The sequence below is a fragment of the Victivallis lenta genome, assembly GCF_009695545.1.
In the GTDB taxonomy this organism is placed as follows: Bacteria; Verrucomicrobiota; Lentisphaeria; order Victivallales; family Victivallaceae; genus Victivallis; species Victivallis lenta.
The window spans coordinates 408,606-435,021 of record NZ_VUNS01000001.1 but is presented as its reverse complement, the minus strand read 5'-3'; the positions used below and the strand labels follow the sequence as shown (position 1 = coordinate 435,021).

21 protein-coding genes are annotated in these 26,416 nt (G+C 60.1%); 11 read left to right on the top strand and 10 right to left on the bottom strand.

What is annotated here, in order from left to right:
• Positions 1 to 10: 10 nt before the first annotated feature.
• Positions 11 to 1,030 (bottom strand): LacI family DNA-binding transcriptional regulator, encoded by a 1,020-nt coding sequence (locus tag FYJ85_RS01750; RefSeq protein ID WP_154416796.1) that lies wholly within the window; start codon positions 1,028 to 1,030, stop codon positions 11 to 13.
• A 287-nt stretch (positions 1,031 to 1,317) separates the two neighbouring features.
• On the opposite strand from FYJ85_RS01750, the gene FYJ85_RS01745 reads away from it, so the two are divergent.
• The 4 genes from FYJ85_RS01745 (at position 1,318) to FYJ85_RS01730 (ending at position 6,197) form a co-directional block, all read left to right on the top strand.
• Positions 1,318 to 2,466, top strand: coding sequence for a hypothetical protein (locus FYJ85_RS01745; RefSeq protein WP_154416795.1), 1,149 nt, complete (start codon positions 1,318 to 1,320; stop codon positions 2,464 to 2,466).
• Between the two features lie 386 nt (positions 2,467 to 2,852).
• On the top strand, positions 2,853 to 3,905 hold the full coding sequence (locus FYJ85_RS24255) for a LacI family DNA-binding transcriptional regulator (RefSeq protein ID WP_106053280.1): 1,053 nt from the start codon (positions 2,853 to 2,855) through the stop codon (positions 3,903 to 3,905).
• A 28-nt stretch (positions 3,906 to 3,933) separates the two neighbouring features.
• Positions 3,934 to 5,499: a glycoside hydrolase family 5 protein gene (locus FYJ85_RS01735; RefSeq protein ID WP_154416794.1), complete on the top strand. Its 1,566-nt coding sequence runs from the start codon at positions 3,934 to 3,936 to the stop codon at positions 5,497 to 5,499.
• On the top strand, positions 5,496 to 6,197 hold the full coding sequence (locus FYJ85_RS01730; RefSeq protein WP_154416793.1) for a prepilin-type N-terminal cleavage/methylation domain-containing protein: 702 nt from the start codon (positions 5,496 to 5,498) through the stop codon (positions 6,195 to 6,197). The genes FYJ85_RS01735 and FYJ85_RS01730 overlap by 4 nt, the downstream gene beginning before the upstream one ends.
• Positions 6,198 to 6,234: 37 nt before the next feature.
• On the opposite strand, the gene FYJ85_RS01725 is transcribed toward FYJ85_RS01730, so the two are convergent.
• Positions 6,235 to 6,987 (bottom strand): AraC family transcriptional regulator, encoded by a 753-nt coding sequence (locus FYJ85_RS01725; protein ID WP_206212921.1) that lies wholly within the window; start codon positions 6,985 to 6,987, stop codon positions 6,235 to 6,237.
• Between the two features lie 149 nt (positions 6,988 to 7,136).
• Between FYJ85_RS01725 and FYJ85_RS01720 the strand changes: the two genes are divergently transcribed.
• Positions 7,137 to 8,099 (top strand): nucleoside hydrolase, encoded by a 963-nt coding sequence (locus tag FYJ85_RS01720; protein WP_154416791.1) that lies wholly within the window; start codon positions 7,137 to 7,139, stop codon positions 8,097 to 8,099.
• Positions 8,068 to 8,745 carry a prepilin-type N-terminal cleavage/methylation domain-containing protein gene (locus FYJ85_RS01715; RefSeq protein WP_154416790.1) on the top strand — a complete coding sequence of 226 codons (678 nt, stop codon included), beginning with the start codon at positions 8,068 to 8,070 and terminating at the stop codon, positions 8,743 to 8,745. The genes FYJ85_RS01720 and FYJ85_RS01715 overlap by 32 nt, the downstream gene beginning before the upstream one ends.
• 526 nt (positions 8,746 to 9,271) lie before the next feature.
• Here the strand turns inward: FYJ85_RS01715 and FYJ85_RS01710 are convergent.
• Complete coding sequence (locus FYJ85_RS01710; RefSeq protein ID WP_154416789.1) at positions 9,272 to 9,706, bottom strand: hypothetical protein; 435 nt, start codon at positions 9,704 to 9,706, stop codon at positions 9,272 to 9,274.
• A 180-nt stretch (positions 9,707 to 9,886) separates the two neighbouring features.
• Entirely contained in the window at positions 9,887 to 10,474 is a 588-nt protein-coding gene (locus FYJ85_RS01705) for a hypothetical protein (RefSeq protein WP_154416788.1), read from the bottom strand.
• Here FYJ85_RS01705 and FYJ85_RS01700 point away from each other — a divergent pair.
• The 5 genes from FYJ85_RS01700 (at position 10,427) to FYJ85_RS01680 (ending at position 19,130) form a co-directional block, all read left to right on the top strand.
• On the top strand, positions 10,427 to 12,814 hold the full coding sequence (locus tag FYJ85_RS01700) for a glycoside hydrolase family 5 protein (protein WP_154416787.1): 2,388 nt from the start codon (positions 10,427 to 10,429) through the stop codon (positions 12,812 to 12,814). The genes FYJ85_RS01705 and FYJ85_RS01700 overlap by 48 nt on opposite strands.
• A 397-nt stretch (positions 12,815 to 13,211) precedes the next feature.
• The gene (locus FYJ85_RS01695; RefSeq protein WP_206212920.1) at positions 13,212 to 14,297 is read left to right on the top strand and encodes a substrate-binding domain-containing protein; all 1,086 of its coding nucleotides are present in this window, start codon (positions 13,212 to 13,214) and stop codon (positions 14,295 to 14,297) included.
• Positions 14,294 to 15,016 carry a DUF1559 family PulG-like putative transporter gene (locus FYJ85_RS01690; RefSeq protein ID WP_288514830.1) on the top strand — a complete coding sequence of 241 codons (723 nt, stop codon included), beginning with the start codon at positions 14,294 to 14,296 and terminating at the stop codon, positions 15,014 to 15,016. The genes FYJ85_RS01695 and FYJ85_RS01690 overlap by 4 nt, the downstream gene beginning before the upstream one ends.
• Before the next feature lie 19 nt (positions 15,017 to 15,035).
• Positions 15,036 to 17,933, top strand: a complete 2,898-nt coding sequence (locus FYJ85_RS01685; protein ID WP_206212919.1) for a GH39 family glycosyl hydrolase — start codon at positions 15,036 to 15,038, stop codon at positions 17,931 to 17,933.
• 159 nt (positions 17,934 to 18,092) lie between these two features.
• On the top strand, positions 18,093 to 19,130 hold the full coding sequence (locus FYJ85_RS01680; RefSeq protein WP_106053269.1) for a sialidase family protein: 1,038 nt from the start codon (positions 18,093 to 18,095) through the stop codon (positions 19,128 to 19,130).
• Positions 19,131 to 19,276: 146 nt separating this feature from the next.
• Here FYJ85_RS01680 and FYJ85_RS01675 read toward each other — a convergent pair whose 3' ends face one another.
• The 6 genes from FYJ85_RS01675 to FYJ85_RS01650 are packed head-to-tail and all read right to left on the bottom strand — an operon-like array spanning position 19,277 to position 26,404.
• Entirely contained in the window at positions 19,277 to 21,121 is a 1,845-nt protein-coding gene (locus tag FYJ85_RS01675) for a hypothetical protein (RefSeq protein ID WP_154416784.1), read from the bottom strand.
• Positions 21,121 to 21,669, bottom strand: a complete 549-nt coding sequence (locus tag FYJ85_RS01670; protein WP_154416783.1) for a hydrolase — start codon at positions 21,667 to 21,669, stop codon at positions 21,121 to 21,123. The genes FYJ85_RS01675 and FYJ85_RS01670 overlap by 1 nt, the downstream gene beginning before the upstream one ends.
• Positions 21,666 to 24,203, bottom strand: coding sequence for a M16 family metallopeptidase (locus FYJ85_RS01665; RefSeq protein ID WP_154416782.1), 2,538 nt, complete (start codon positions 24,201 to 24,203; stop codon positions 21,666 to 21,668). Before FYJ85_RS01665 ends, FYJ85_RS01670 begins: the two co-directional genes overlap by 4 nt.
• Positions 24,204 to 24,220: 17 nt before the next feature.
• A complete protein-coding gene (locus FYJ85_RS01660) occupies positions 24,221 to 24,610 on the bottom strand; it encodes a Minf_1886 family protein (RefSeq protein ID WP_106053265.1) in 390 nt (129 codons plus the stop codon).
• A 5-nt stretch (positions 24,611 to 24,615) separates the two neighbouring features.
• On the bottom strand, positions 24,616 to 25,602 hold the full coding sequence (locus FYJ85_RS01655) for an MlaD family protein (RefSeq protein ID WP_154416781.1): 987 nt from the start codon (positions 25,600 to 25,602) through the stop codon (positions 24,616 to 24,618).
• A 1-nt stretch (position 25,603) separates the two neighbouring features.
• Positions 25,604 to 26,404: an ABC transporter ATP-binding protein gene (locus FYJ85_RS01650; RefSeq protein WP_106053263.1), complete on the bottom strand. Its 801-nt coding sequence runs from the start codon at positions 26,402 to 26,404 to the stop codon at positions 25,604 to 25,606.
• Positions 26,405 to 26,416: the final 12 nt, after the last annotated feature.

Here is a 26,416-nt window from a genome sequence, read left to right as displayed (position 1 = left end):
TTCTGCCGGATCAGATCGACGATTGGCGGACCACCAGGTGCGAAAGCACCGGGGGAAACTGGGTTCCCGGCTTCTCCAGCGCGGCTGCCAGCTTCACGGCCAGCTCCTCCATGCCGTGATGAATGCTGGTCAGCTCGGGTGTGGTGGAGCGGCAGATATTCAGGATGTTGCCGTAACCGACCAGCGCGACTTTGCCGGGGACCGGCAGCCCGCGCCGGTTCATCTCGCGGAGCAGCGCGAGCGCCCACTCGTCGTTGCCGGCGATCACCGCGTCGGCCTTTCCGCGTACCGCCAGCAGATCGACCGCGTCGGAAATCAGCTCCGCGAATGTATAATCCGGCCGGGGTTCGCGGATGAAAATCAGCGATTCATCGAACGGCCGGCCGGCCTCCTCGAGCCCCCGGCGGTACCCCTCGAGCCGCATCTGCATGGAGAGAAAGCGCAGGTCATTCATGCAGAGTGCGATGCGGCGCCGCCCCCCGGCGGCGAGATGGGCGACCGCCTCGCGCACGCCGTTGGCGAAATCGATCGAGACGGCGGCGGCGCCGGAAACTCCGGGCGGCACTTCGAGAAAGACGGTCTCCGGCAGCAGCGGCAGGTAATGGTTGAACAGCCGCCTGCCGTCGCTGATGTCGTGGTGCAGCACGATCACGCCGTCGAGGTTGTAGTCGATGAAGTTCTGAAGCACCGACTCCGCCTCCGCCGCATCGTTGCCGAGCTGGCCTATGATCATGCGCCTGTGCCGCTTCCGCAGCTCGACTTCGAGCGGGAGCAGCAGATCGTAGAAGAACTGGCTGATCTGCGCGTTGATCAGAACGCCGACCAGGTTGCTGCCGCTGTCGCCGCGCAGAATGCGCGCCTGCAGGTTCGGGCGGTAGTTATGTTCCGCCGCAATCTTCAGGATGCGCTCGCGCGACTCGGCGCTGACCCGGGTGTTGCCGCGGCTGTTCGGATTCAGGACGGCCGAAACCGTCTCCTGCCGGACATTGGCCAGTCGCGCAATCTCCCGCTGACTGATTCGTTTCTGCATGATCCGTTCTGTTTTTTTTGTGAACCTTACGTAGAGTTTCCAATATTATACCAAAATTACAGAGAAATGTCAATAGCGCTTTGAAAGAAATTCGGAAAATTAACCATTCGTAGGGTCAAGAGCGGCGCACCGGGGCCGGATGTCCGGGACGGATGGTTCCGCTGCGTCCGGACCGCCCTATTTACGCCGGATGTTCTCCGCCGGGGGTTGATAACCGGCCGGAGACGGTATATAGTATACGGAATTATGATTTTCACGCGGTCTGTGCGGTATACGAGGGAGATGAAGTGAAAAAAGAAATATCCGGCGTTTTGCCCGTGGGGGCGCCGTGGGGCGGCCCGGAGTCGATCCGGTTCGTCTCGTGTTCCAGTTCGCTTTATATGCATTTGAAGCAGCCGAACGAATTCGAGGATGAGCTTTACTGCAACCGTTCCGAGAAGCTCTGCGACCGCTGCGGCCGCTGTCGCGACTACGACTGGCACCGGAAGATGCACGAACAGGTTTATCATGAATTGCTGACGCTCTCCGGATTGAACTGCCGCACGGTCTGGGACCCGGAGTTCCGGCCCGAACTTCTGACCGATCTGCTGCGAACCACCCGCGACGACGAGGCGATTGCCCGGACCATGGCGTTCGCCGGGTTCGAATACCGCCTGGTCGAAGGGCTGCCGGCCGACCGGATGCGGAATCTTGTCGTGCAGTCGATCGACCGGGGAACTCCGGTGCCGGCGTTCCAGGTTGCGGGGGACGACTGGTGCCTCATCACCGGCTACGACGCCGACGGCGCCCGGGTCACCGGCTACTTTGTCCCGCAGCCGTGGGATTCCGGAGAAGGGCGGGTGGAGGAGCTCGGGGAACACGCCTTCTCGAAGCGGGACTGGCTGCGGCCCGGCACCCGGCTGCTGCTGATTACGGACGAATGCCCGGCACGTGTGCCGGATTACGAGGAGTTCGCCTATCTCCGGCAGATGCTGATCGATCCGGGTGCGGACGATTGCGTTTCCGGTCTGGCGGCCTTCGACAGCTGCATCGCGTTTCTGGAGAACGACGCCTACTTCACCGCCGCCGACGAGGAGACGCTGAAACGCTGCTACGCCCATCTGCACGGCTTTATCGGCCTGCTGGCGGAATCGCGCTGCTTTGCGGCGTTCGCGTTCTTCTCCGGATTGTTCGGCAGGGTGCGGCACCGGGAGCTCGTGAAGCTGAGCCGCAAAATCGGCTCGCTGTTCATGGAGACGCACAACAGCTGCTGGAACGCATGGGCCGCGTTCGGCAAGGATCACATCTGCCGCCCGGACCGCTATGCGCAGCTGTTGCGTGACCGCACCGTCCGCCGCGAAACGATCGGAATCCTGCGGGAACTCAAGCAGAACGACTGGAATGCGGTTCTGCTGCTGGAGGCAATGGAAAGCCGTTCCACGCCGGATTCCGAGTAATACGAATCGCATCCGGGCATGGAGCCGTTTCCGTGCTTCCGGCTGGTCTTCGGTTTGCGTCCTTGTGCGATACTCCGTATCGTTCTGCGGAACAAGACAACAGTCAAATCCGGAATGCCTGCGGCCTTGCGCCTGTGCCGGAAAGGATCGTAAGGACTCGACTCATGCGCCGCGATGCGGCGGGGTGCCTTTCCGGTGCCGCCGCATTTCCACCTTCCGTGAATATATTTTCATTTTTTCCGGATAATTGCTCTTGATATTTCTCTATTGTCGGTATATTTTAAAATATAGAGAAACATGTTTTCTGTTAGTTATCATGATATTATGATTGATTGTCATAGAATAATAAGAAACATGTTTATCACAATCAGGAGAGATCAGGCGCAGTGATAAGAAAATCAAACAGCAATATTCGCGACGTTGCTTCTCTGGCAGGCGTCTCACCCGGAAGCGTATCCAAGGTACTGAATTCCAGCCCCGATTGCCGTGTTTCTCCGGAAATCCGGGAACGGATTTTCGATGCCGCCCGGAAACTGGAATATACGCCGAACATCAATGCGAAACGGCTGTTTTCCAAGCGGACCGGTGTTGTGGCCCTGGTGGTCCCGCCTCCGATTGCCGGAGCCGGCAGTGCGTTCGAAGACCGCCATCTCTGCCGCATCCTCGGCGGAATCGAAGAGGAGCTGTTCCGCGAGGGATATCGCCTGATGTTCATTTCCAACCGCCGGACGATCGGCGACAGCCGCGAGTTCCTGGAGCTTCACAGCAGCAGATATATGGACGGGCTGATTGTCTGGGGGGCGGAAGCGGACGAAGCATATTGGGCGGAAGTCGCGGCCCGGGGAATTCCGCTGGTGTTTGTCTCCTCGATTCCTGAAAATCTTGAAGGCAAGGCGAATTTCATCTCGTCCGATTACCGGAATGCCGCGCGCATCATCACCAGGAAGGTTCTGGCGGCGGGGCACCGGAAAATGGTCTTTCTGGACGGGCAGTCCGCCGGTTTTGTCCGGAAAGAGATCAAGCGGGGGATGGAAGATGCTTTCGACGAATTCGAACTCTCTTCGCGGGATATCCTTTCCTACCGGAGGAAACCTTTCGAGGGGGATTTCGCCCTTCCGTTCGTTCGGGAATACATGGCTTCCGCAGAGCGTGCCGGCATCATCGTCACTCTGAACTATTCCAGTGCCGTTGCCGTCAGGAACGAACTGGCGAATTACGGCGTATATTGCCCGCGGGATATTTCGCTGGCCTGTTTCGATTCCGCGAAAGAGGAACGGGACGGCGCCCTGGTCCGCTGTGTGCCGGATGACTGGCAGCTGGGGAGCCGTGCCGTTCGCGCCCTGCTTTCGGCAGTGCGGAAGCGGGACTTGCCGGTTGTTACGGAGCTGCTCGCCGCCGCGGTGACGGGCGACAGAAGCATCGCCGAGTGTCATTCCTGATCATTTTATTTCATCAGAAAGGAGTTCCATGAGAAAAACAACCGTTATTCTTGCCGCCCTGATGCTGGCGGTGCTCGGCACGCGGGGAGCGGAGGCCCGAGTCAGCGCGATCGGCCCTGATCTCTCCCGGCCGTCCGATTGGCGTGCCAGTGATGAATTCAGCCGTGCGGAAGGGAATGTTCTGATCACAGACGTTCCGGCCGGGAAAGGCACGCAGCAGCGCTGTATGGAGAGAGTCGTCGATATGACTCCGTATCGGGGAAAAACAGTGACTTTTCTGGTAAAATATCGCAGCATCGGCGTGTCCAGGCCGCCCGAGGCCTACAACGGAATCAAATTCATGCTGAAATATAAGCCGTCGCCGGAAAGTGATTTCCGCTGGCCCGGCGGCAACGGCATGTATGGCGACAGCGACGGCTGGCAGTGGACGTCATTTTCAGAAACGTTTCCGGCCGGCGCCACGTCCGGTACGCTGATCATGGGGTTGCAGAACAGCCACGGCCGTGTGGAATTCGACCTTTCCACGCTCCAGGCGGGAACGCTTTTCACGCCGGAACAGCGCGTCAATCTCGATTGGAAGGTGCGCTACCCGGCCGAAATCGCCGGCCACTGCCGCCTGCGCGGCGTGATGTCTCCGGGAACCATCAGGTACGAGGACATCAGGACGCTGAAAGAGTGGAACGTCAACCTGATTCGCGCCCAGTTGTCGCGCAACTGGGGCAAGGTGGGCACGGAGCTTGATCTCGAAGAGTATGACCGATGGCTGAACGGCAAACTCGATGATCTGGAGCGGGCGATGGACTGGGCGAAGGAGGCCGGCATCAAATTCGTGATTGATCTGCACTGCCTCCCCGGCGGACGTAATCTGAACAGCAATATGCGGATGTTCGCCGAGAAAAAATACGGCGATCACTTTATCGAAGTCTGGAAACGGATCGCTTCCCGCTTCAAGGACCATCCTCAGCTTTACGCTTATGATTTGGTCAATGAGCCTCTTCAGTCCGTTCCGGCCCCGGAGGGATATGATTATTGGAATCTGCAGCGCCGGGCTGCCGAAGCCGTCCGGAAAATCGACGGGCGGACTCCGATTATGATCGAGTCCAATATGGCGGATAAACCCGAGACGTTCGCTTATCTTTCCCCGCTGGCCATGGATAACATCATTTATAAAGTCCATATGTACGCTCCGCACAGTTTCACGCATCAGCGCCTGGCGGGGGAAGGGCCGGTCGTCACTTATCCCGGCAGAATCGACGGGGAAATGTGGGACAGGGAGAGAATCCGCAGGGAGCTGAAACCGGTCATTGAATTTCAGAAGCGCCATAACTGCAAAATCTACGTCGGTGAATTTTCCGCCATCGCCTGGGCGCCGGGAGCGGAGAAATACCTGAACGACTGCATCGAGGTATTTGAGGAACTCGGCTGGGATTGGAGTTACCACGCTTTCCGGGAATGGAACGGCTGGAGTTTGGAGCATGAAGGCGACAACCCGCAGACAATGAAACCGGCCGGAACGACTCCGCGCCGGGAGGTTTTGCTGAAATATTTCAAGCGTAACGAAAAAGCCCAATCATCAGCAGGAGGTGCCGAATGAAGACGAATCGGTTTACATTGATTGAACTTCTGGTTGTCATTGCGATCATTGCGATCCTGGCATCCATACTGTTGCCGGCCCTGAACCGGGCGCGCGATACGGCGAAGAAGATCACCTGTATCAATATTTTGAAGCAATATGCCCTGGCCGGCGGGCTTTATGCCGGAAACCACGATGAGTTCTGGGTTCCCAGCAACGGTCCGTCGAAATACGGAAGATTCTATGAGAATGACGCCTTTCGGGAACTGCTGAACGAGCGGCCCGGCTCTTATCCGCCGGAAAGGGAAGACAACTCCTACCGCTACGGTCTGCTGTGTCCGGTTTCCGTCGCCGCGCAGCAGGCAACCCGGGGGAGGGGATATGCCCAGAACTGTTACGGCTTTACGTATGCCGATATATGGGGCGACGGTTCCACGCCTTGTGCTTTCAAGCTGAACAAAATCACGAGGCCGAGCCAGAGCGCATTCTGGATGGATGCGACGGACAAATTGGTCTACACTCCGAACCCGTCCGCCACCAATGGTTATTACACCAAAGGGGAAGTGGTGTCCACCGGAGGCACGATTGCGTATCGCCACGGCGACCGTCTCAATATTTCATTTTTTGACGGACATGTCGAAACGCAGCCCTGGCAATATGTTGTGGCGCACTGGGAAGATAACCCGAACAGCCTCAACAAAAATTTCTACAAACGCTGAGAATCCCTCCATGCGCTCCCGCGTCCGCGGGAGCGCATCAGTTTGCCGGACGGCGGCGGCGTCCGGGGGGAGCGCCGTATTTCCGGCGATAGAGGCGAATGAAGTAGCCGGGATTTTCAAAGCCGCATCTGAGGGAAATTTCCGAAATCGAAAGCCCGGGGCTTTTCAACATCTCCTCCGCCCGTGAAATCCGCAGGTCCTGCAGATAGCGTACCGGCGAAGCTCCGCAGTAATCGACGAAAAGCTTCCGCAGCAGCGAAACGCTGATTCCGCTCGCTTCGGCGATTTGTTTCACTGAGATGCGGCGTGAGAAATTGTTGTAGATAAAGGCCAGCGCTTTTCGGAGCCCGGGATGCAGGTGTTCGGCTGCCGCGCGTTTTTTTTCGAATGCGGAGAGCCGCAGCAGGAGTCCGAGCAGAATGGCGTTTGCTCCTTCGAAGTCGTTCCGTTCGGTCATGCTGCTCAGTTCAAGGAGCCATCTCCGGCACCACGCTTCCCCCGCGAGGTCGATTGTCCGCCAGCGCTGCTCGAAGAGTCCGGGCGGTGCCTGAAAGACGCAGAAAATATTTTTCTCATCCGGCGAATCGATCTGGTTGTGAACGGTTTCCGGAGGGATCACGAGGAGCTGACCGCTTCTCCCGGCGAGCACGCCGAGCGGCCCCTCCACCCGGCAGGAGCCCCGGAGGAGATAAATCAGCTCGCATCCGCCGTGGCTGTGCGCGGAGACATTGCCTACCAGCCTGCGCCGGTAGGCATAAAAGAGCAGAGGCAGTTCACGGCATTCTTCCATATGGAGAGAAGATAGCGCATTTTTCCGCATTATCCAGCGCTTTTGGCGATTTGTCCCATTTATTTATCGTTTTGTACCAGATTCCCGGTTGTGAATGCGTTCCGATTTTACTATAATATCGGCAGGAAAGAAAGGAACGGGGATCGACCATGAATCGTAGAATACCGGTCATTCTGGATACCGACATCGGGAATGACATCGACGACACCTGGGCATTGGGGCAGCTGCTGAACAGCCCGGAACTTGACCTGAAACTGGTTCTCACTTCCACCGGCGACACGGAATACCGGGCGCGGGTGGCGGCGAAGTTCCTGCGCGACGCCGGATACGGCGACGTTCCGGTCGGGATCGGAATTCCCCGGAACGACGGTTCCCCGGAAACGCTGCACGAGTACGTGAAGGGATTCCGGCTTGCCGATTATCCGGGCGAAATCCATGCCGACGGCATCGGCAAAGCGCTGGAGCTGATGGAGGCGGAATCCGGCCTCGCAATCATCGGAATCGCTCCGGCCACCAATCTCGCCGAGCTGGCGTCGAGGCGTCCGGAGCTGGCGGAACGGGTCCGGCTGACGGCGATGCTCGGCTCCATTGACCGGCAGCACGGCGGCAGGCCCGGCGCGGTGGCGGAGTACAACGTTGCGCTCGACCTCGCCGCCTCCCGGCGTCTTTTCCGTTCGAAGTGGCGTGAATTCCTGATTACGCCGCTCGACCATTGCGGCGCGATCCGGCTCCGCGGGGAGGAGTTCCGCCGGATTCTCGATTCGCCGCAGCCGGTTCCGCGTTTGATTGTCGAACAGTATGCGCTCTGGCGGAGATATTGGGGCGAGGCGTCTCCGCCGGAGGAAAGCAGCATTCTTTACGACACGGCGGCGGTGGCTCTGGCGGTCTCTCCCGGCTGCGCCGAACTGGAGAGGATGCGGCTTGAAGTCACTCCGGACGGCTTTCTCCGCCGCTCGGCCGGCGGCAGCGAAGTGACCGTCGCCGTCCGGCTGCCCGATCCCGAAAAATTCAACCGCCGGCTGCTTTCCGTGCTGCTGCGGGAAACTTCCTCCGATACTACTTTACAGAAAGGACAAATCGATGAAACGAAACCGGAATTTCACGCTTATTGAACTTCTCGTTGTGATCGCGATCATCGCGATTCTCGCGGCCATGCTGCTCCCGGCGCTGAATAAAGCGCGGGCGAGCGCCCGTACTACCAAATGTGTCAATAATGTCAGGCAGCTTGGGCTTGGTATATGCATGTATACAAACGATAACCGGGATCAGCTTCCTAAAACAGGCAACAATACTTCCGGCAGTGCAACTCCCTGGACTTTGTGGGACAGTGAAAATGTGGGACTGGGGCACATCAGCAGTTATATCGGCGGCCCGCAAGAGTGCGATGGTACGGACCGGAATTTGCGGCCTGTTCTTTTTCGTTGTCCCTTCGAACCGGAAAATACCGAGGCGTGGATGCATCCCGGTAGACAGCGTACCGATTATTATTTTCTGCGCGATAGCAGGATTGGCAGCGTTTGTACCAGTTGGAGCTTCACTGGACTGGGGAAGCCGATGAGCAAACTTTCGCGCGAAATGTTGATCATTTGTTCGGCGGGAAGTACATTGCTGCCATGGGATTATTTCGATCAGTATATCGTTCATCCCAATTGGGAGGGGCCGCTTTTTCGTGCTGATGGTTCTGTACAGAAAATCCGTGCTGTGGAGTATGAAAACGGCCGCGGTGACGACGGTATGAGAAAAATAGACAATCTCTGAATGAATACATGGTACATGCTGAAATACATGGAAATGGAGAGGCCCATTTGAAAGTCTGACAGGTTATGAAACAATTAAGAGAAAGATGATGCCGGAGCGGCAATGGGGAATAACTGGTTGTGGGATTGTTGAATATGAAAGAGAGCTTCTATTCTCCCTCCCATATTGAATTATAAATTCGGTTGTGACAGGAGTAATCGACGTATTTATGCAGAAATTCTTATTATTATTGACCGTACTTGGTTTCGTTGCCGTTGCGGCGGCCGAACGATTCCCGGCTTCCCTGCGGTTCGAGCCGCAGGGACGGTTCAGCATCGGTCCGGTGCAGGTGTTTCTTCAGCATTTCGGACCGGAATGGAAGGGAAACGACCAGTCGGCTCTGAAGCCGGCTGCCGGGTTCCCGAAGCACTCCGGCGGCCGATATGAACTGTGCGGCAAACTCCCGGCCGGAGGTTCGGACGGCGTATTCGATGTGATCGAGAATGTGACGGCGACTGGTGAAAATGTGTTCCGGTGTAATTATACGCTAACGGCAGCAACTCCGATTGCAACCAATTCTCTGGCGCTGGCAATCGATATCCCGGCCGGGCAATCCGGTGTCGCCTTGAATGTCGATGGAGACGAGATTTGCTTTCCTGACGGGGAGAGGGAATTCGGCAGTTTTGATCGCGAAGCTGGAATTGTCATGGTTGTATTGCCGGAACAGAAAATCAGGATCAGTGGTGATTTCAAAGTTTATATTCAGGATAATCGTGCTTTCAACCTCAAGACGTTTACCATTCGGCTGATGCCGAAAGGCATGGGGAGGGAAGTTTCCAATTGGCAGCTTGCGGCAGATTTCCGATTGCTGCCTTCTGTTTCCGGAGAAATGCTGCCAGCCTGCCCTGTGATCGACGACTGTGGAAACTTGAGAATAGGTACGCGCGTACTTCGTTGGAACTGGTATGCACCGGATTGGCATGCAGAAGCTCTTGCCGCTGACAGTTTCAAGATGGATACGGGATTTCCGCGGTTCAGTTCTGATCGGTTCGAAACCTCCGGGGAATGGAACGGGTTCCGGACAAAGATCTCAGCGGTTGCCGTTTCTGATGGCGTAATTGACTATCATGCCCGTTTCAAGGCTGCTTCCTCCGTCGAAACCTCAGCGCTTGCTTTGACTATGAACATGCCGCTTGGGGAGTCGGGTGACGTTGTAGTTGACGGTAAAAAGTTGGAGTTGCCTGAGGTGTACAAAGAAAGCTGCATCTTCAACGGGAACGTCCGTTCCCTCCAATTCGGAAGCGATGGAAGGATTGTCACGGTTGAAGGCGATTTTGCGTTGCTGATTCAGGATGACCGGAAATGGGATAATCAATATTTTGTATTCCGGATCGGATCGACTCCATCTGCCGGAAAAATTGACGATGCCGTCTTGAAGGTTCGCATACGGCTTGAGACGCCGTTCACTGTTCCCGCCGATTTGAAAAATGTGTTCAATATGGGATTCAAGGACGAGAAGCCAAACGACGGGCAGGGCGGCTGGACCGACCAGGGGCCGACCAACGATCTGCGTATGATGAAGCCGGGGCGGCTTTCCGCCCTTGGCGTCGATTTCGATATCGTCAATCCGGGACGCAACGACGGACGCTCCTGCCTTGTGCTTTCCTCCCGGCAACGGAAATTCCCGGCGGAGAAAAGCGTTGTGCTCGATGGAGCCGGCAAGGAGTTCCAGTATCTGTATCTGCTGCATGCTTCTGCCTGGACGCCGAGTGCGTCTATGCCGGTCGGTATGCTCATTGCTGAATATGCCGACGGCAGTACAAAGGAATTTCCTGTGCTTGCCGGCCGCGATGTCGGCAACTGGTACCAGCCCTATGGTGTTGCGAACGGCGTTGTCGCCTGGACCGGAGAAAATGCAGAAACCTTTGTCGGTCTTTATCTGTCACAGTTCCCTGTCGGGACCATTCCGGCAAAGTTGACTTTTAAAGCGGCGGCCGACAGTAATTCCGTTTGGATGATCGTCAGCGGCACGTTCGGAGAACGTCGATTGAACCTCCGACGGCCCGAAACTTTGCCGTATATCGTTGCGAATAAAGATTGGGTTCCGGTCGAATATAACGGTAATACTACGGCGGGGTCTCCGCTTGATTTTTCGGTCTATCTTGACGCACCGGCCGGCAAGTACGGACCGGTGATAATCAACCGGGACGGACATTTCTCATTTCGTGACGCCCCGGGAAAAAGGATCCGCTTCTTCGGCCCGAATCTGGTCGGCACCGCAAACTATCTCGACAAAGCACTTGCCGATGATTTTGTGACTAAGGCAACCCGTCTCGGTTATAATACTGTGCGTTTTCATCACTTCGACAACGGACTTATTGATCCGAATGCATCTGATTCTCTGACTTTTGATCCTAAAGCACTCGATCAGTTTGATTATCTGTTCGCGGAGTTGAAAAAACACGGAATCTATTCCTGTCTCGATCTTTATGCAAGCCGCGAGCTGAAGCCGGGCGACAATATAAAAGAGCTTGAAGGACGCAGCAGCCCAGAGAAATTCATATTGAAGAGGTTGATTCCGATCAGTGAATCGGCGATGGATAACTGGAAGGAATTCGCCCGGCGGCTGCTGACTCACCGGAATCCGTATACCGGGCTGACTTATGCGGAGGACCCGGCGCTCTATGCGCTGAATCTTGTGAACGAAAATCCGCTGGTCATTACCTGGCAGGGATGGGATCCCGCTCTTATTCCGCTTTTCGAAGAAAGGTATGTCGAATACCTGAAGGAGAAAGGACTCGACACGCCGGAGAATCGCGCCTCCCGCGGCGGTCTTTTCATCGAGTTCCTGAACGATCTTCAGATCAGGAGCATCGAAGAGCAGAAGCGGTTCCTGAAGGATGAATTGAAGCTGACCGCGCTGGTCACCGACCTCAATATGATCAGCAAGTTCACGATGAATGAAGTACGTGAGCATCTGGATTTCGTGGATAATCATCAGTATTGGGATCATCCCTGGTTTCCGGTGCGGGACTGGCACTTACCATATGCGTTTTCCAACAAGTCGTCCATCGCAAATCGCGCGGAACATCCGCGGTATCTGATGCCGGCACGGATTTTCGGCAAGCCGTACACGGTCACCGAATTCAACTTCTGCAACCCAAACCCGTACCGGGTCGAGGCGGCTCTGCTGATCGGCGGCTATGCCGGGCTGCAGGATTGGGACGCTCTCTATCGGTTCGCCTGGTCGCACGGGCGTTACAATATGGGTAAGGTCGATGTGCCATATGGTTTTGATATCGTCAACGATCCGCAGGCGCAGCTGGCGGAGCGCATCATTTACCTGCTTTTCATGCGCGGTTATGTTCGTCCGGCCGGACCGGCCTTCGCCTTCAGCTGCACACCGGAACAGCTCCGCGCGCTGGCGGGGCCTCCGGAGAATGACGGTGATTATCCGGCGGCGTTCTCCGAACTCGGCCTCTACGGCCGGATCGGCACGCTCTCTCCCGCCGTTTCGTTCCCCGGCGTGCAGAAGGTCGATGCACTCAATGACAACTGGGAGAAGCAGCTTCCCGCCGCCGCCCGCGCCGCTCTCGGCAAGCTCGGAAAAACCGGAGTCATCACGAGCGCCGGCGGACAGATCACGCTCGATTCGAAGGCGAAGACGCTGAAGATCGTCGCTCCGCAGTGCGAAGGGATGACCTTCTCCGGCAATATGTCCGGCAAAGTGATGAGACTTTCCGGCGGTGACCGTTACCAGACGGCCGCGTTGCTGTCGCTCGACGGGAAGAAATTGGCCGAAAGTAAAAAGCTCCTGTTTATCCAGATGCCAAACCTCGGTGCAACCAAGCAGAAGTTTGCGAACGAGCGCCGCAACCTGCTCGAAAGCTGGGGAGAGCTGCCGATCCTGCTCGAAAAATGCCGGACCGACGTCGAACTTGCTCTGCCGCGGATGAAGGTCGAAGCGTTGAAGTTCGACGGCTCCCCGAACGGCAGCGTCCCGTCGACTTATGAAAACGGCAGGCTCCGTTTTACGGCGGACACCGCTTCGCGTCCGGGCGGCGTGATGGTCTATCTGCTGACCCGCTGACCGCAGCGCAAAACTCCCGGAGATGGACAGACCCTGTCCTCCTCCGGGAATTTTTTTGTCCGAATGGTTACCGTCCGTCCGGCAGAAAACCATGATGTTGGAAAGAATATGCCTTGTTCTACTTCTGTTCCGGCGCGATATTTCAGAGAGTCCCTGATGAAATCTGGTTCGGGGCTGCCGGTTTCTGTAAAAACAGGTTGTTTTTGGTTGGGGGCTGAAGAAGAGACACTCCTCCGGAAAAGATAAAATTACGACTTTTTTCGGGACGGCTCTTGACATTCGGGGTGGAATCGATCATAATAAAATCAGAATGTATCTTAAAACAATGCAATTTATCCGGGAAAAGATGCAATCAGCTTTTTTATTTCGCTCTATTGCATCGGAAAAGGATTCAAGTATGAATAAAACTTCGAAGTCCGAACAACTGTACCGGCTGCTGGCCGAACGGGCCTCCCAGCTCGGAGACGGCGCCCGCTTTCCGACCCTGCGCGAGATCATGAGCGAGTATCGTGTGAGCCAGTTCACGGCGGCTCCGGCCCTGAAGCGGATGCAGCGGAACGGCCTGATCGCCTCCCATGTCGGCCGCGGCAGCTTCGTGATTCGCGGCGCGACTCCGAAAAAAGGCGCGCGGATTCTCTATCTGCGCCCGGACTGGCCCTCGCATTCGATCGAAGCGATGGAACGCGGCATGACCGGGGAGGCGCTTTCGCGCGGCTACTGCTGCGAGGTGGTCCGCTATCCGGTCGATGCGGACATCTACCGGCAGCTGCCTGATTTCGAAGCGGATGCGGTGATTCTCGATCCGATCCGGTTCGACAGCTTCACGGCCGAACAGCTTCAGATTCTGACCAGCTCGGTGCGTCCGGTCGTGCTCTGCCGTTCGACGCTGCCGGTATTCAACATCAAGTGCGTCGGCTCGCACCTGATGGAGACCGGCATGACCGCCGCCAACTATCTCTACCGCAAGGGGCATCGCCGGATCGGCGTCCTGCTGAGCGAAGGCCGCAGCTACACGCTTTCCACCATGACCGAGACGCTGCGGCTCTGCGCCGCCACGCTCGGCTGCGAGGTCCGCTTTTTCGATGCGGAAATCCGGAAGGGGGTCGATTCCTGCATCCAGACGCGGGCTTATCTCGAACGCAATTGCGGTGAAATCGCCGGCAGCGGCATCTCGGCCCTTTTCGTCTGCAGCTATGCCACCGCGCGGGAGGCGCTGGCCTTCCTGGAGCGCCGCGGAATCGACGTCCCCGGCAGATTGAGCCTGCTGAGTTACGGTTTCGACTCGATTCCGGATGAGACGCCGCGCATCAGCTCGGTCGATTCTCCGCTGCCGAAGCAGGCCGCCGCCGTTCTCGACATCATCGACCGCCAGCTTTGCGGAGACCTTGCATCTCCCTGCCAGATCAGCATCAAACCCGAAATTCTCGAATATAAAAGTGTCGCCGACATCAACTTGAAACCAGGAAAGGCAGCCGTATCGTGAAACGCAATTCATTCACCCTGATCGAACTCCTTGTCGTCATCGCCATCATCGCGATTCTCGCCGCCATGCTGCTGCCGGCGCTGCAGAAGGCGCGCTCTTCCGCGACGAAAACCGCCTGCATCAACAATTTGAAGCAGATCGGCGCCGCGCTCGCCATGTACGCGGGCGACCAGCAGAATTTTCCGCCCGCCGACCAGCCGCAGGGGGAGGCGCGGAACCAGCAGCGCTGGTATCACCGCATCCGCCCCTACCTCGGCAGCCACGAGGTGCCGGCCGACTGGACCCGGGCGACTGAAGTCGCCCGGGAGGGAGCGCTGTTCTGCAAAGCCACCGAGGTGGTTTACGGCAGCAACGGGCTTTCCGACACGGTTTCGTACGCGATGAACGCCTTCAGCTATCTCTCGCAGAATTTCGGCTTCAAGCCGTCGCAGTGCGTGGATGCCGCCCCGACCACGACATCGAATTATATGGTGCGCCCCGAAACCCGTTCGCCGCGTTTTGCGAACAGCAAGATCATCTTCGTCAGCGAACTCGGCCGCCACCTGACCAATGAAAAGGGCTATACGCACCCGTCGATCCGCAACCGCGGGTATTACATGGGTGTTTCGAGCGACACGTTTCCCGATCTGCGGCATGACGGCAAGAATGCGCTGATGTTCGATCTGCATGTCGAATTCGTCACCCCGCAGAAGGTGGCGTGGGAACTCTATCTGTATTGACCCGGAAAGGAATCTCATTATGCGCTTTCTCGCTCTTCTGTTCTGCCTTCTGCCGGCTGTCTGTCCTGCCGTTCCGGCGGAGTTCCCGTGGCTCGGCTTCGACCGGTATGAGCTTTACAACAATTCGTTCTATTCCGGCAAGGGGACGGCCGAACCGGCGGAGCCGGGCATGCGGGTCCGGGGAAACGCCCGGAACATCATTCTGCGCGAACGTAAATTTTCGCTGGTCTTTCACCGCTCTCCCGCCGGCGCGGCGATCCGCTGCACGCTCCATTCGGCCGGCAAGGCAGGTATCCGGCTGCTCGGCACCGCCGACGGCGCCGCATTCAAGACGGAGGTCGTTCCGCTTGTCCCGGGCGACAACCTCTGCCGGATCGCTCTTGACCGGAAGGGCGCGGTGAAGTTCGAAGGCATCGAGCTGGTTTCCGACGGCAGCGGCGTCGACCTGACGCTTCACAATGCCGCGCTTCTCGCCGAAACCGCTCCGGCCGGAGCGTTCGAGGTCGGGCTCGATCTCCCGGCGCGCCTCGCGCTGTTCTCTCCCGGCGATCCTGTGCGGGTTCGGGTGACCAATCGCGCGGATCGGCCGCTGCCGTTCGTCCTCGAAGGAAAACTGACCGCTTTTTACGGCACCTCCCTTCCGTTCCGGCGGGAGCAGACGCTCGCGCCCGGCGAAAGCGCGGTGTTCGACGTTGCGGAGAAGCTGCCGCTGAACGGCCACTGGACGATCGACTGGACGATTCGTTCCGGCGGGGATTCGCAAGGCGGCAAAGCCGGTTTCGCCGTTCTGCCGGAGCTCCCGCCCTACCGGCCTCGGAAGGGCGACTTTGCATTCGGCGTGTGTTCGCACCCGAACCGCTGGGCGGCGGGGAAGCAGGAACTCGAAGCGCAGGCGGCCGCCCGGCTCGGGGTGCGGTATCTGAGGTCCGGCGTTGATTGGAACCAGATTCAGCCGACGGCGGAACGTTTCGATTTCGACCGCTTCGACCGCATCGTCGATCTCTTCGGCCGGTACGGCATCGAAGTGCAGGGGATGTTCGGCTTCTGCGCCCGCTGGGCCGCTCCGGAAGAGACCCGGAACGCGCCGAGCTATCACGCCTGGAGCCGCGCGAAACCTGAGCTCGAAGCGTGGAAGCGCTATGTCGAGACCACCGCGAGACACTTCAGGGGCCGCATCCGGATCTGGGAGATCTGGAATGAACCGGACCTCTACGCCTTCAGCCACTTCGGCGTGGAGGACTATCTCGATCTAGCGAAGGCGGCGAGCGAAACGATTCGCCGCACCGATCCGGAGCTTGTCATCTTTACCGGCGGTTTTGCCGGGCTCGGCAGCCATCCCGGCCGGCGTGATCCCGATTTTCAGTTCAAGGCGATGCGCGACGGCTGGAAATTCTTCGATGTCCACGCCTATCACGGACATGCGAATTACGCGACTTATGCGCGCCAGATCGACGAACGGCTGCTGCCGCTGCGGGAAAAGGCCGGTGTGCAGATTCCGTGGTATGCGAACGAAACCGCCGTCAGCGCCATCGGTGGAACCGAGCGCGAGCAGGCCGCTGCGCTGTTCAAGAAACTGTTGTTCTCATGGAGCCGCGGCGCGGTCGGCTACAACTGGTACGACCTGCGGAACGACGGCTATGCGCCGAACGACCCGGAACACCATTTCGGGCTGCTGACCACCGATTTCCAGGCCAAGCCGGTGCTCAGTGTCTATCATATGCTGGCCCGGTACTTCCGCGGCGCGAAATACATCGGGGAGCTTGAGCTGCCGGAGGGGTGTGACGGCTTCGTCTTCGAGAACGGCGGCGACCGGCTGCTGGCGGTCTGGAACGAGGCGAACCGGGCGGGTGGAATCATCGCCGTTTCGACCGATGCTGCCGGAGCGGAACGCATCGATATGATGGGCAATGCGACGCCGCTCACGCTTTCGGACGGCGCCGTGCTGACCGGGATCACCGCCGAGCCGATGGTCATCCGCCTGGTCAAAGCCGCCCGCTCCGAACTGCGGGAGCCGCCGTTCACCTTCACCGCGGGCGCGGCGGTTCCGGAGCAGCCGTTCCGGCTGGCGGCGACGGTGGCGAACCCGCTGGCGAGGCGGGCGGAGTTCAAGCTGCGGTTTGTGCCTGAGAACGGTGTTGCCGTCACTCCGGGCGAGGCGGCTGTCACGCTCGCTCCCGGCGAACGCAAGACGCTGGAGTTCACCGGGCTGACCCGGCGCGGCTCGAAGGCCGGGGCCGTCCGGCTCGACTATGAAATCCCGGGAACGCCGTTTTCCGGTACGCTGGCCGTGCCTCTCCGCCCCGCCGCCCGGATTCCGGCCGGAGACGGCAAGTATCGCCGGAAGCCGGATTTCGTGCTCGACCGGCCGGAACAGGTCGTCTCCTTCTGCGAAGGCGACCCGAGTCTGCGCGACCTGGTCTGGCAGGGGAAAGACGACCTCTCCGCCGCAATCTTCCTGCGCCGCGAACCGGGCGTGCTGGAGCTTTACACCGCGGTTTCCGACGACGTCCATGTTCAGAAGGAGCAGGGGACCGGCATCTGGAAGGGGGACGGCATTCAGTTCGCCCTGGTCGTCCCGGGCCGGAGCGGCGCCTGGAAGATCGGACTGGCCCGTCTCGACAACGGCAGGCCGGACAGCTTTGTCTGGGAATCCCCGTCCGGCCTTGACGCGAAGGCCGCCGCAAAGGCGATCACGCTGACGACGCACCGGGATGAAGCCGGCAGGAGAACCGCCTACCGTGCCCGGCTGAAGCTCGACGCCTTCGGCCTCGACGACCGCATGCTGACCGAGGGAATCCGGTTCAATCTGCTGATCAACGACAATGACGGGAATCTCCGGGAAGGGTTCATCCAGCTCGCGCCCGGCGTCAGCGAATGGAAGAATTTCGAACGTTTCCCGCTGGTCGTCTTCGACTGAGCCGCGCCCCCGTCCCTACCATACTCCGGCGATGTGCGGAGACGGTAGGGGCGGAAACGTCGCAGCTTGTTAAAAAAGTATTATTTTAAACGCATTTGTATGATTGCCGAATCGGCCGGACCGTGGTATACTTTATGGTAAACCCAGGAGAGATCGGCCATGATTCAGAAATTTTCCATCAGTAACGATCCGGCCATGTACGAAGCGTGGCCGGATGTTGTGCTCACCGGTTCCGGCAAGCTGGTCTGCGTTTTCAGCGAGTGCACGCATCACGGCAATCGCGACTACACCCGCATCATGCTGTCGGATTCCGGCGACCGCGGGCGGCACTGGTCTCCGAAACGGCCGCTGACGGAGGGGACCCGGGGGCTTCCTTACTATTACAACTGCGCCAGGATCAGCCGATTGCGGGACGGCAGGCTCGTCGTTGTCGTCGATCGGATTCCGGCCGACGGCGGGGAGAGCCGGGCGGCCCGGGCCGAAAACGTACTCTACTTTTCAGCCGACGACGGGGAGAGCTGGAGCGGACCGGTCGGAACGCCGCTCTGCGGCATCGTTCCCGACAAGCTGCTCGAACTTGAAAACGGGCGCCGGATCATCTCGGCCCACCATCACGTGAACGGCAAGCTCGCCCAGTTCCTGCGTTATTCAGACGACGGCGGGGAGAGCTGGAGCGACCCGGTCACGGTCGGGCTCGATCCGGCTTTGAATCTCTGCGAAGTCTCGATTCTGCCGATGGGAAAGGGGACGCTGGTTGCCTTTCTCCGCGAAAACAGCGCCATGGGGTACGACTGCAAAAAGACGATTTCGCACGATAACGGGGAGACCTGGGGGCCGGTGATCGATTTCCCGCTGCCGGGATGCCACCGTCCGGTCGCCGGTTTTTTGCGGGACGGGCGGATTTTCATCACCTACCGTTTCATGCAGGGCGGCAAGGGATGGCTGGGGGCGTGGACGCAGAATTTCTTCGGGGCGCTGACCGATCGGGAATCGGTGCTGGCATCGAGGCGCGACGAGTCGACGGCGCGGATCATGCCGATCGATTACGACCGTTCACCGCTGTCGGATCTCGGGTATTCCGGCTGGGTTCAGTTTCCGGACGGGGAGCTTTATATTGTGAATTACATTGTCGACGACGCGCTGGACAAGGGGCAGATTCGCGGCTACGCGCTGCGCCCGGAAGAGTTTGCACTGTAAATAAAGATGTGCATGCCTGCACGTGCATCAAGGCGGTGAAGCGTCCCCGGCATCGGCAAAGTTCGGCGGAATTGCAGTGCGGCAGATTCTTTGACCGCTCCGCGCCCTTAAGAATCCCGTCAGGGCCGCACCGGAATCCGGCCGCTTCACTCCCCATGCGGCTGCCGGAGTTTCCAGGTTCGGCACCCGATCTGTGCCATGTCCCATACCGCCAGCAGAAGTACGGCAGCGAGTCCGAGCGCAAGCCAGTAGGCGTTGCCGAGCAGGTAAAGCACGCTTGCCAGCGCGGTGAAAATGCCGAGTTTCCGCCTGGTCAGGAACAGCGCGACCGAGCCGGCTGCCATGGCAGCCGTTCCCGCCGCTTGCAGCGGCGGGAACAATCCTGTTCTCCAAAGCAGATGATGCGGCTCCGCGAAGTACCAGCCGAATGAACCGTAGCTTGCATTCGGAATGCAGACGATCCAGCCCGCCAGAATCAGCAGCAGCCAGCCGATCTGGCTGCGCGTGAGCTTATCCCACACCCCGCAGGCCGCGATCGCGATGAAGAAAGCCGGGTAGCTGGTCAGGATAAAGCGGATCGGGTCGTCGGTGCCGTGACTGTAGCCGAAGAAGAACCAGATGACCGGAACCGCCCAGAGAGCAAGTATGATCCGGAGTTTGCGGTCCTTCAGGAAAAGAAGCGACAGGAGACCCGGAATCCAGACCAGCTGGTTCACGGTTCCGTAAAATGCGCTGTTCAGCTCGATGAAGCTCCAGTGGAGATAGGTATGCGCCCCCTCCGCATAGTTCGTATACGAAAACTTCAGCGGGCTGCCGAAAAATTTCCAGTTCGCCAGCATCTGCGGCAGGAAGCCGAGCAGGAACGCCCCCGCTCCGGCCGCCGCGTTGGTCAGCGTCCGCCGCACTCCCGCGAGATACTCCGGCTGCCGCAGCCAGACAATGGCCGCAATCGCCGGGAGGAACAGGATGTTGTTGATGCGGAACATGCAGCTTACCCCGAACACGAATGCCGCGAGGGCCGCGCTGCGCCGGCTGACCCGGCAGTAGAGCAGGATCGTCATGCAGAGCAGCACCAGCATGGTTGACGGCGTGTCGCTCATGGCCGAGAAGCCGCAGGCGATCAGGTTGATGTAGTGCCGGTAGGAGAACTCCGCGCTCGGGAATTCGAAGAAGGCGACGAACAGCCTGCCGGTGAAATCGGGCCGATGGTGCCAGACGAACGGAAGGACCGCCCAGATCAGCATGGCCGCGCACGCCTTGCGGTCGCTCCCGGTCAGTTTGCGCGCGATGAGATAACCGAGGAAAAGCGACAGCGGCGCGATCAGGAACCCTTCCGCCCACGATACCGGGATCAGCAGGTCGGCCAGCTGCCGCGTGCCTGAAAGCAGTTCGAACGGCAGATAGAAGATCGAGGTGCCGACCGTGAAGTGCCACCGTTCCGAAAAATCCCCGGCCAGAAAATGGATCAGGTTCGAATAGTAGCCGGTCTCGTCTGCCGGAGCGGCGATGATGTTCTGGGCGGAATTGACGAGGAGGACAAGCAGCGTCATGCGCAGGAGTACCGGCAGCAGCCCGAGTTCGAGCCGGCGCCACGGGTCCTCCTCCCTGCGCCTTTTCCAGAGCGTGACGGCCAGAGCGGCCAGCCCTCCGCAGAGCAGCACGGCCAGCGGATAGCGCCACCACTCGAGCATATTGCCGAAGTCGAGGTTCCCGTCCGGCGTCAGCAGGATGCGGGGATGGGTGTAACCGCTTCGGCCGTCCGGCAGGCGCACCTCGCTCAGCCGGTAGTAACGCGCCAGCGGATGGCGCTGGATCAGGACCAGCTTCGAACCGGTCTCCGGCAGCTCGGTCCGTGCGGAGGCCACGGCAATGACCTCCGACGGCAGTTCGGGGGTCCGGAAGACCGGCGTACCGGGCTCCAGAGTGATTGTCGCGCCGAATCCGGCCGCCGCCAGCAGAAGGCACAGCAGAAGGAGCGCGGGCTTTTTCATCAGCGGACCAGCTTCGACACGGCTTTGAAGGCCGGGTGTTTCGCATCGCGCAGCAGCAGGAACAGGACGGCTTCGGCCGGGAGCACCTGCGCACCGGCATGGCGCGCCGCTTTGAGCGCGAGCTCCCGGTCCGCCGCCTTGCGGCTCGTGACCGCGTCCGCGGCGAGAATGACCTCGAATCCCTCGTTCAATGCGTCAAAGACGGTCTGCAGCACGCAGACGTGCGCTTCGATTCCGGCGACGACCAGCGTTTTTCGCGGCTTTGCGGCGAGCGCCGTCCGGAAAGCCGGTTCGACGAAGGCTGAGAAACCGGTTTTCGCTATGGGAGGGCGGCTTTCCGGCAGGAGTTCCGCGATTTCGGGAACCGTCCCGCCGAGTCCCTTCGGGTACTGTTCCGTGACCAGCACGTCGACGCCGAGTTCCGCCATTCCGCGGAGCAGGAGCCTGCTCCGATCCAGCACGGGGCCGGGGTTGTTCATGGCGGGGACCAGCCGTTCCTGAAGATCCACGACCAGCAGCGCGGTCGATTCGATGCGGGGGAAGTTCATTTCTCTGTTTCCTTCCGGTTCGGCAGCCGGCCGGCCAGAACCCGGACGGCGGCGGGGTTGGACAAATAAGACGCCAGGAGTGCGTTCAGCTCTTCGCGCCCGGTGTTGCGCAGCTCCGCTTCGTGGCGGAAGCATTCGTTGAGGTCGCGCCCGTAATGCAGCGACAGCAAGGTCGAGTTCAGGGCGGCGGCGACCGATTCCGCGCCGCGGGCGGCGGTGAAGGCCGCTCCCTCCCGCGCCGCATCGAATTCGGTTTCGGAGAGCCCGTTCACGGCCAGCCGCTTTTGCTCGCTTCCGAGCAGTTCGAGAGCTCGTTCCGCCGATTCCGCCGTGGTGACGGCATAGAAGAGCAGCCAGCCCGGATGAAAGCCGCCCGAAAGCCGCATGCCGGTCGAATAGGCGAGCGAGTTCTCTTCGCGCACCAGCTTGAAAATCGGGCTGGAGAGACCGTTTTCCGCCTGAAACAGAATTTCGCACATCGACAGCCGCCCGTCGTTCAGCGCCGGGCCCGGCACGGCGCGGATCACCATGGTCTGCTCGCGGGGCAGGGCGATTTCAGCCGTCTGAGGCCGTTCCGGAAATACCGGTTCCGGCGGCAGGTCGATGCGTTCCCGGCGCCACGGAATTTCCGCGGCCAGCTCCCGCGTCCACTTCTGCGTCTCTTCGGGTGTGCAGTCGCCCCCCCAGCCGAAAATGACCTGCTCCGGGACCAGCCGCGAGAAGTAGAATTCCGCAACCTGTTCCCGGGTGAGCGCGTCGAGCTGCTCCGGCAGCCCCGTCGTTCCCCAGCCGTAGGGATGGCTGCCGAACATCAGGCGGCGGCAGCGGTCTTCGGCGGCGGCGCGCGGCGACATTTCGCGGCTTTTCAGCAGCTCGCGGCGGTTCGCCTTTTCGCGGTCGAACTCCGCCTGCCCGAAGGCGGGAGCGGCGATGGCCGCTTTGAGCAGCCTGAACATTTCAGCGAAATGGCGGCGCGGACAGCTGCACTCGATCATGAACGAATTGAGTCCGGCGTTGACCGAAAAACTGGCGCCGCATGCGTCAAGCCGGGTCAGGAATTCTCCTTCGGACCACGGGCCCGCACCGGCCGTCAGCAGGTCGGCCGCGAGCCCCGAAACGCCGCTCTCCGCCGGACGTTCGAAAATCGTGCCCCCCGGCAGGACGAGCGCGAAGTCCACGATCGGGAGACGGCGGTCGGACAAGGTGACCAGCCGCGCCCCGTTCCCGAGCGTCGTGAGCTGCGGAACGAGCTGCGGCTTCTTCGCGGAGGCGGCCGCCTTCCGCTTCCGCGACTGCGGATGCTGGCGGACGAGGGAGAAGCGGTCCGGTTCGAGATATTCGGCTGCGATCCGGTTGATGTCGTCGAGCGTCAGCTTTTCGAGGCGCTCGAGATAGATGTCGCTCAAATCCGGCGAGCCGTTCGCAATCACGCCGCCGCCGATGTTCGCCGCGATCTCGCGGATGCCGCGCAGCTCGCGCAGGTGTTCGGCGTACTGCTGAGTCTTTTCGCGTTCTACTTCCGCCTTCGAGAGCGCTCCTTTGCGGATGGCTTCGAGTTCGCGCTTCAACGCCGATTCGAGCTTGCCGAGTTTGGCCGGAACGGCGCTGGCGGTCACGGCCAGCAGTCCGCCCGCTCCCTGGCTGCAGCTGAAGCTGCGCAGATTGACCGCCAGCTGCGATTCGAGCTCGAGGCGGCGGACGAGGCGCGAACCGTCTCCCATGCCGAGAATGCCGGCCAGCACGTCGCAGCCGGCGATGTCCGGATGCGAGATTTCGGGAATCCGCACGCCGCAGGCGAGCCGGGCGAGCGGATCTGCGAAAGAGAAGGCGTCGCTGCGCGCCGTGCATTGCGCCGGTTCCGGCGGAATCGCCGGCTCCGCGAGGCTTCGCCGCTCCCAGTCCGCCATCTCCGCTTCGACGAGATCAAAGGCGCGTTCGGGCTCGGTGTCGCCGACGATGACCCAGAAACAGCGCCCCGGCGTGTAGCGTTCGGCGTAATAGTCGACCATGATGTCGCGGGTGACGCCGGCGATGAGCTCGCGGTAGCCGATGATCGGGTGCCGGAGCGGGTGCTCCTGAAAGATCGAGGCGTTGAGCCGCGTGTAGAGCAGCCGGTCCGGGTTGTCGCGCCCCATCTCCTCTTCGCGCAGGATCACTTCGCGTTCCTCCGCGAAACGCGCTCCCGGGAATTCCGGGAAGCGGACCATGCGCGAAAGAATCCGCACCGCTTCCGGCAGGTGCCGGCCGGCGAGATTCGCGTGATAGGCGGTGTGGTCGTAGCTTGTGTAGGCGTTCATCGAGCCGCCGAGCCGGTCGATCGCGTCGGCCGCCGCCGTTCCGGGATAGTCGCGGCATCCCTGAAACAGCATGTGTTCGAGAAAATGCGACAGCCCGTAGCCGAGGCGGGCGCCTTCGTGGATGCTGCCGGTGCGGACAAAGCATTCGACTTCGACCGCCGTGCCGGGCTGCGGAAACACGAAAATCCGGACCCCGTTCTCCAGCGTCCGCGACACGACGTTTCGATAAAATCTCATGGCACCTCGCTTATTCTTCAATCGATTTTGGGCAGCTTCGCCGCCGGAGCGGCGGCGTCGGCGGGAGGATCGGCCAGCTTGAATTCAATGTCGAAATCCTCCGGCGCATCGTCCTTCGACGCGGAGAGCAGCCCGGAACCGATCAGCAGGTAGACGATCCGCCCGACGTCGGAGGCGCTGCGGATTCCCCACTCGTACAGCACTTCGTAAGCCAGCACGCCGAACTCCTCCCGGGCGTAATCGCGGACGCCGCCGAGCAGTTCAAGCGCCGAAACGTGCCGGTGCGCCGGCAGCCGGCCGACCGTGAAGGTCACGGCGTTCGCCACGAAGGCGTACGCTTCTTCGGCGAAACGGGGCTCCTCCCGCATGATCGCCTCGATTTTCGCTTTGATATCCGCCGCGTCCATGGTCTTTATTCGCCTTTGAACTGCGGTTTCTTCTTGCCGGAGACGATCGAACTCGGATCGGCCGACAGGGAGTCCGCCAGCTCGGTCAGCGCGTCGAGCGTCTGGTTCAGCTTGGTCAGCGTGTTGGCAAGCTCATCCTGGCTGAAGGAGATTGCGTTCGATGCGTCGCGGAACGCGGCGGCGCTCTCCGGCAGCTTCGCGTCGCGCGTCTCCCGGATCAGCTGGCCGGTCAGCTTGTTGACGTTGTCGAGATCCTCTTCCAGCACCGTCATGAGGCGGTTCAGCCGCTCTTCGCTGAATACGCGGGAGAGGGTGCGGCTGCCGAGCTCCAGATTTTCCGCCGCGTCGTTGATGCGCACGATGGTCGATTTGAGCGCCGGGTCGCCGAGCAGCCCGGAGAGTTCCGAAAGGCTTCGTTCGAGCCCGTCCGAAATCTCCTCGAAACGAATCCGCGAGATGCGGTCGAGCGAGGTTCCGATCGCCTTCAGGATGTCGCGGAACGGCGACGGCACCGCCGGAATGTAGAGCGTTCCGGGTTCGAGCATTCCGGCCGGCGGCTCGGGCAGCGTCTGCCCGGGCGTCGCGAAATAGTCGAAGTCGATGTAGCGCATTCCGGTGATTCCGGCGTATTCGAGCCGGCAGCGCATCCCCTGCTCGAGCTCGGATTGGAAGAAGCGCCGGAAGTCGCTGCGCTGCTGCCCCTTTTCCCCGCCGCTGACGAAATGCTCGAGCTCGACCGCCATGTCGACCTGCACGAGCTTGTCGGTGACGCGGATCGAGATTTTCGTCACATTGCCGATCGGCACGCCGCGGTATTTGACCGCCGATCCGACGGTCAACCCCTGCACGGACTCGCTGAAGAAGGTCTGCACCGTCGCCTTGTTCGTGAAGATGTCGGTCATGCCGAGGAAGAAGAGGATCGCAATCAGAAGCGCGAGGCCGCCGATCACGAAAAGTCCGATTTTGATTTTCTGAAAGGAATCGTTTGCCATATCAGCTCACCTCCGTTATCTGCGGCTCGCGCGGAACGTCGCTCTTGAGCCCGTCGCGGGTCAGGAACGCGCGCACTTTTTCGTTCGGAGAAGTGTCGCGCAGAAGTACGGGCGGACCATCCGCCACGATCGATTTCGTCTCCTTGTCGAGCATGATGACCCGGTCGGCGATCGTGAATACGCTGTCGAGCTCATGAGTCACCACGACGATGGTCGAACCGAACTGGTCGCGCAGCCGCAGCAGCAGCCGGTCGAGTTCGGCCGACGTGATCGGGTCGAGTCCGGCCGACGGCTCGTCGAAGAAGAGCAGCTTCGGATTCAGCGCCAGCGCCCGCGCCAGACCGGCCCGTTTGGCCATGCCGCCCGAGAGTTCGGCCGGCATGTAGTTGCCGAATCCGGCCAGATCGACGAGCCTGAGCTTCTCTTCGACGGTCCGGGCGATCTCCTTCGCCGAGAGCTGCGTATACTCCTCGAGGGGCAGCGCGACGTTCTCGGCCAGCGACATCGAACTGAACAGCGCTCCGCCCTGGTAGGTGACGCCGAACCGGCGCATGATCTCGCGGCGGTGCCGCTCATCGGCCTGCACGATGCTGTCGCCCTGAATCAGAATATCTCCCTTCTGCGGCGCATAGAGCCCGATGATATGCTTGAGCAGCGTGCTTTTGCCGCAGCCGGAGCCGCCGAGAATGCAGAAAATTTCGCCGCTCTCAACCTGGAAATTCAGGTCTTTGAGGACGACTTTATTGCCGTAGCCGATGGTCAGGCTCCTGACTTCGATTTCCGGCCCCGTTCTTTTTTCCATAAGCTTTCCGCT

Bases quoted from the DNA above. Each gene is read 5' to 3' on its own strand.
- FYJ85_RS01750 (WP_154416796.1), bottom strand. From the start codon at position 1,030: ATGCAGAAACGAATCAGTCAGCGGGAGATTGCGCGACTGGCCAATGTC.
- FYJ85_RS01735 (WP_154416794.1), top strand. From the start codon at position 3,934: ATGAGAAAAACAACCGTTATTCTTGCCGCCCTGATGCTGGCGGTGCTC.
- FYJ85_RS01730 (WP_154416793.1), top strand. From the start codon at position 5,496: ATGAAGACGAATCGGTTTACATTGATTGAACTTCTGGTTGTCATTGCG.
- FYJ85_RS01725 (WP_206212921.1), bottom strand. From the start codon at position 6,987: ATGGAAGAATGCCGTGAACTGCCTCTGCTCTTTTATGCCTACCGGCGC.
- FYJ85_RS01720 (WP_154416791.1), top strand. From the start codon at position 7,137: ATGAATCGTAGAATACCGGTCATTCTGGATACCGACATCGGGAATGAC.
- FYJ85_RS01715 (WP_154416790.1), top strand. From the start codon at position 8,068: ATGAAACGAAACCGGAATTTCACGCTTATTGAACTTCTCGTTGTGATC.
- FYJ85_RS01710 (WP_154416789.1), bottom strand. From the start codon at position 9,706: ATGCCAATCCGGTGCATACCAGTTCCAACGAAGTACGCGCGTACCTAT.
- FYJ85_RS01705 (WP_154416788.1), bottom strand. From the start codon at position 10,474: ATGCAGCAGATACAGATACTGGAACTCCTTGCCGGCTCCATCGAGCAC.
- FYJ85_RS01695 (WP_206212920.1), top strand. From the start codon at position 13,212: ATGAATAAAACTTCGAAGTCCGAACAACTGTACCGGCTGCTGGCCGAA.
- FYJ85_RS01685 (WP_206212919.1), top strand. From the start codon at position 15,036: ATGCGCTTTCTCGCTCTTCTGTTCTGCCTTCTGCCGGCTGTCTGTCCT.
- FYJ85_RS01680 (WP_106053269.1), top strand. From the start codon at position 18,093: ATGATTCAGAAATTTTCCATCAGTAACGATCCGGCCATGTACGAAGCG.
- FYJ85_RS01675 (WP_154416784.1), bottom strand. From the start codon at position 21,121: ATGAAAAAGCCCGCGCTCCTTCTGCTGTGCCTTCTGCTGGCGGCGGCC.
- FYJ85_RS01670 (WP_154416783.1), bottom strand. From the start codon at position 21,669: ATGAACTTCCCCCGCATCGAATCGACCGCGCTGCTGGTCGTGGATCTT.
- FYJ85_RS01665 (WP_154416782.1), bottom strand. From the start codon at position 24,203: ATGAGATTTTATCGAAACGTCGTGTCGCGGACGCTGGAGAACGGGGTC.
- FYJ85_RS01660 (WP_106053265.1), bottom strand. From the start codon at position 24,610: ATGGACGCGGCGGATATCAAAGCGAAAATCGAGGCGATCATGCGGGAG.
- FYJ85_RS01655 (WP_154416781.1), bottom strand. From the start codon at position 25,602: ATGGCAAACGATTCCTTTCAGAAAATCAAAATCGGACTTTTCGTGATC.
- FYJ85_RS01650 (WP_106053263.1), bottom strand. From the start codon at position 26,404: ATGGAAAAAAGAACGGGGCCGGAAATCGAAGTCAGGAGCCTGACCATC.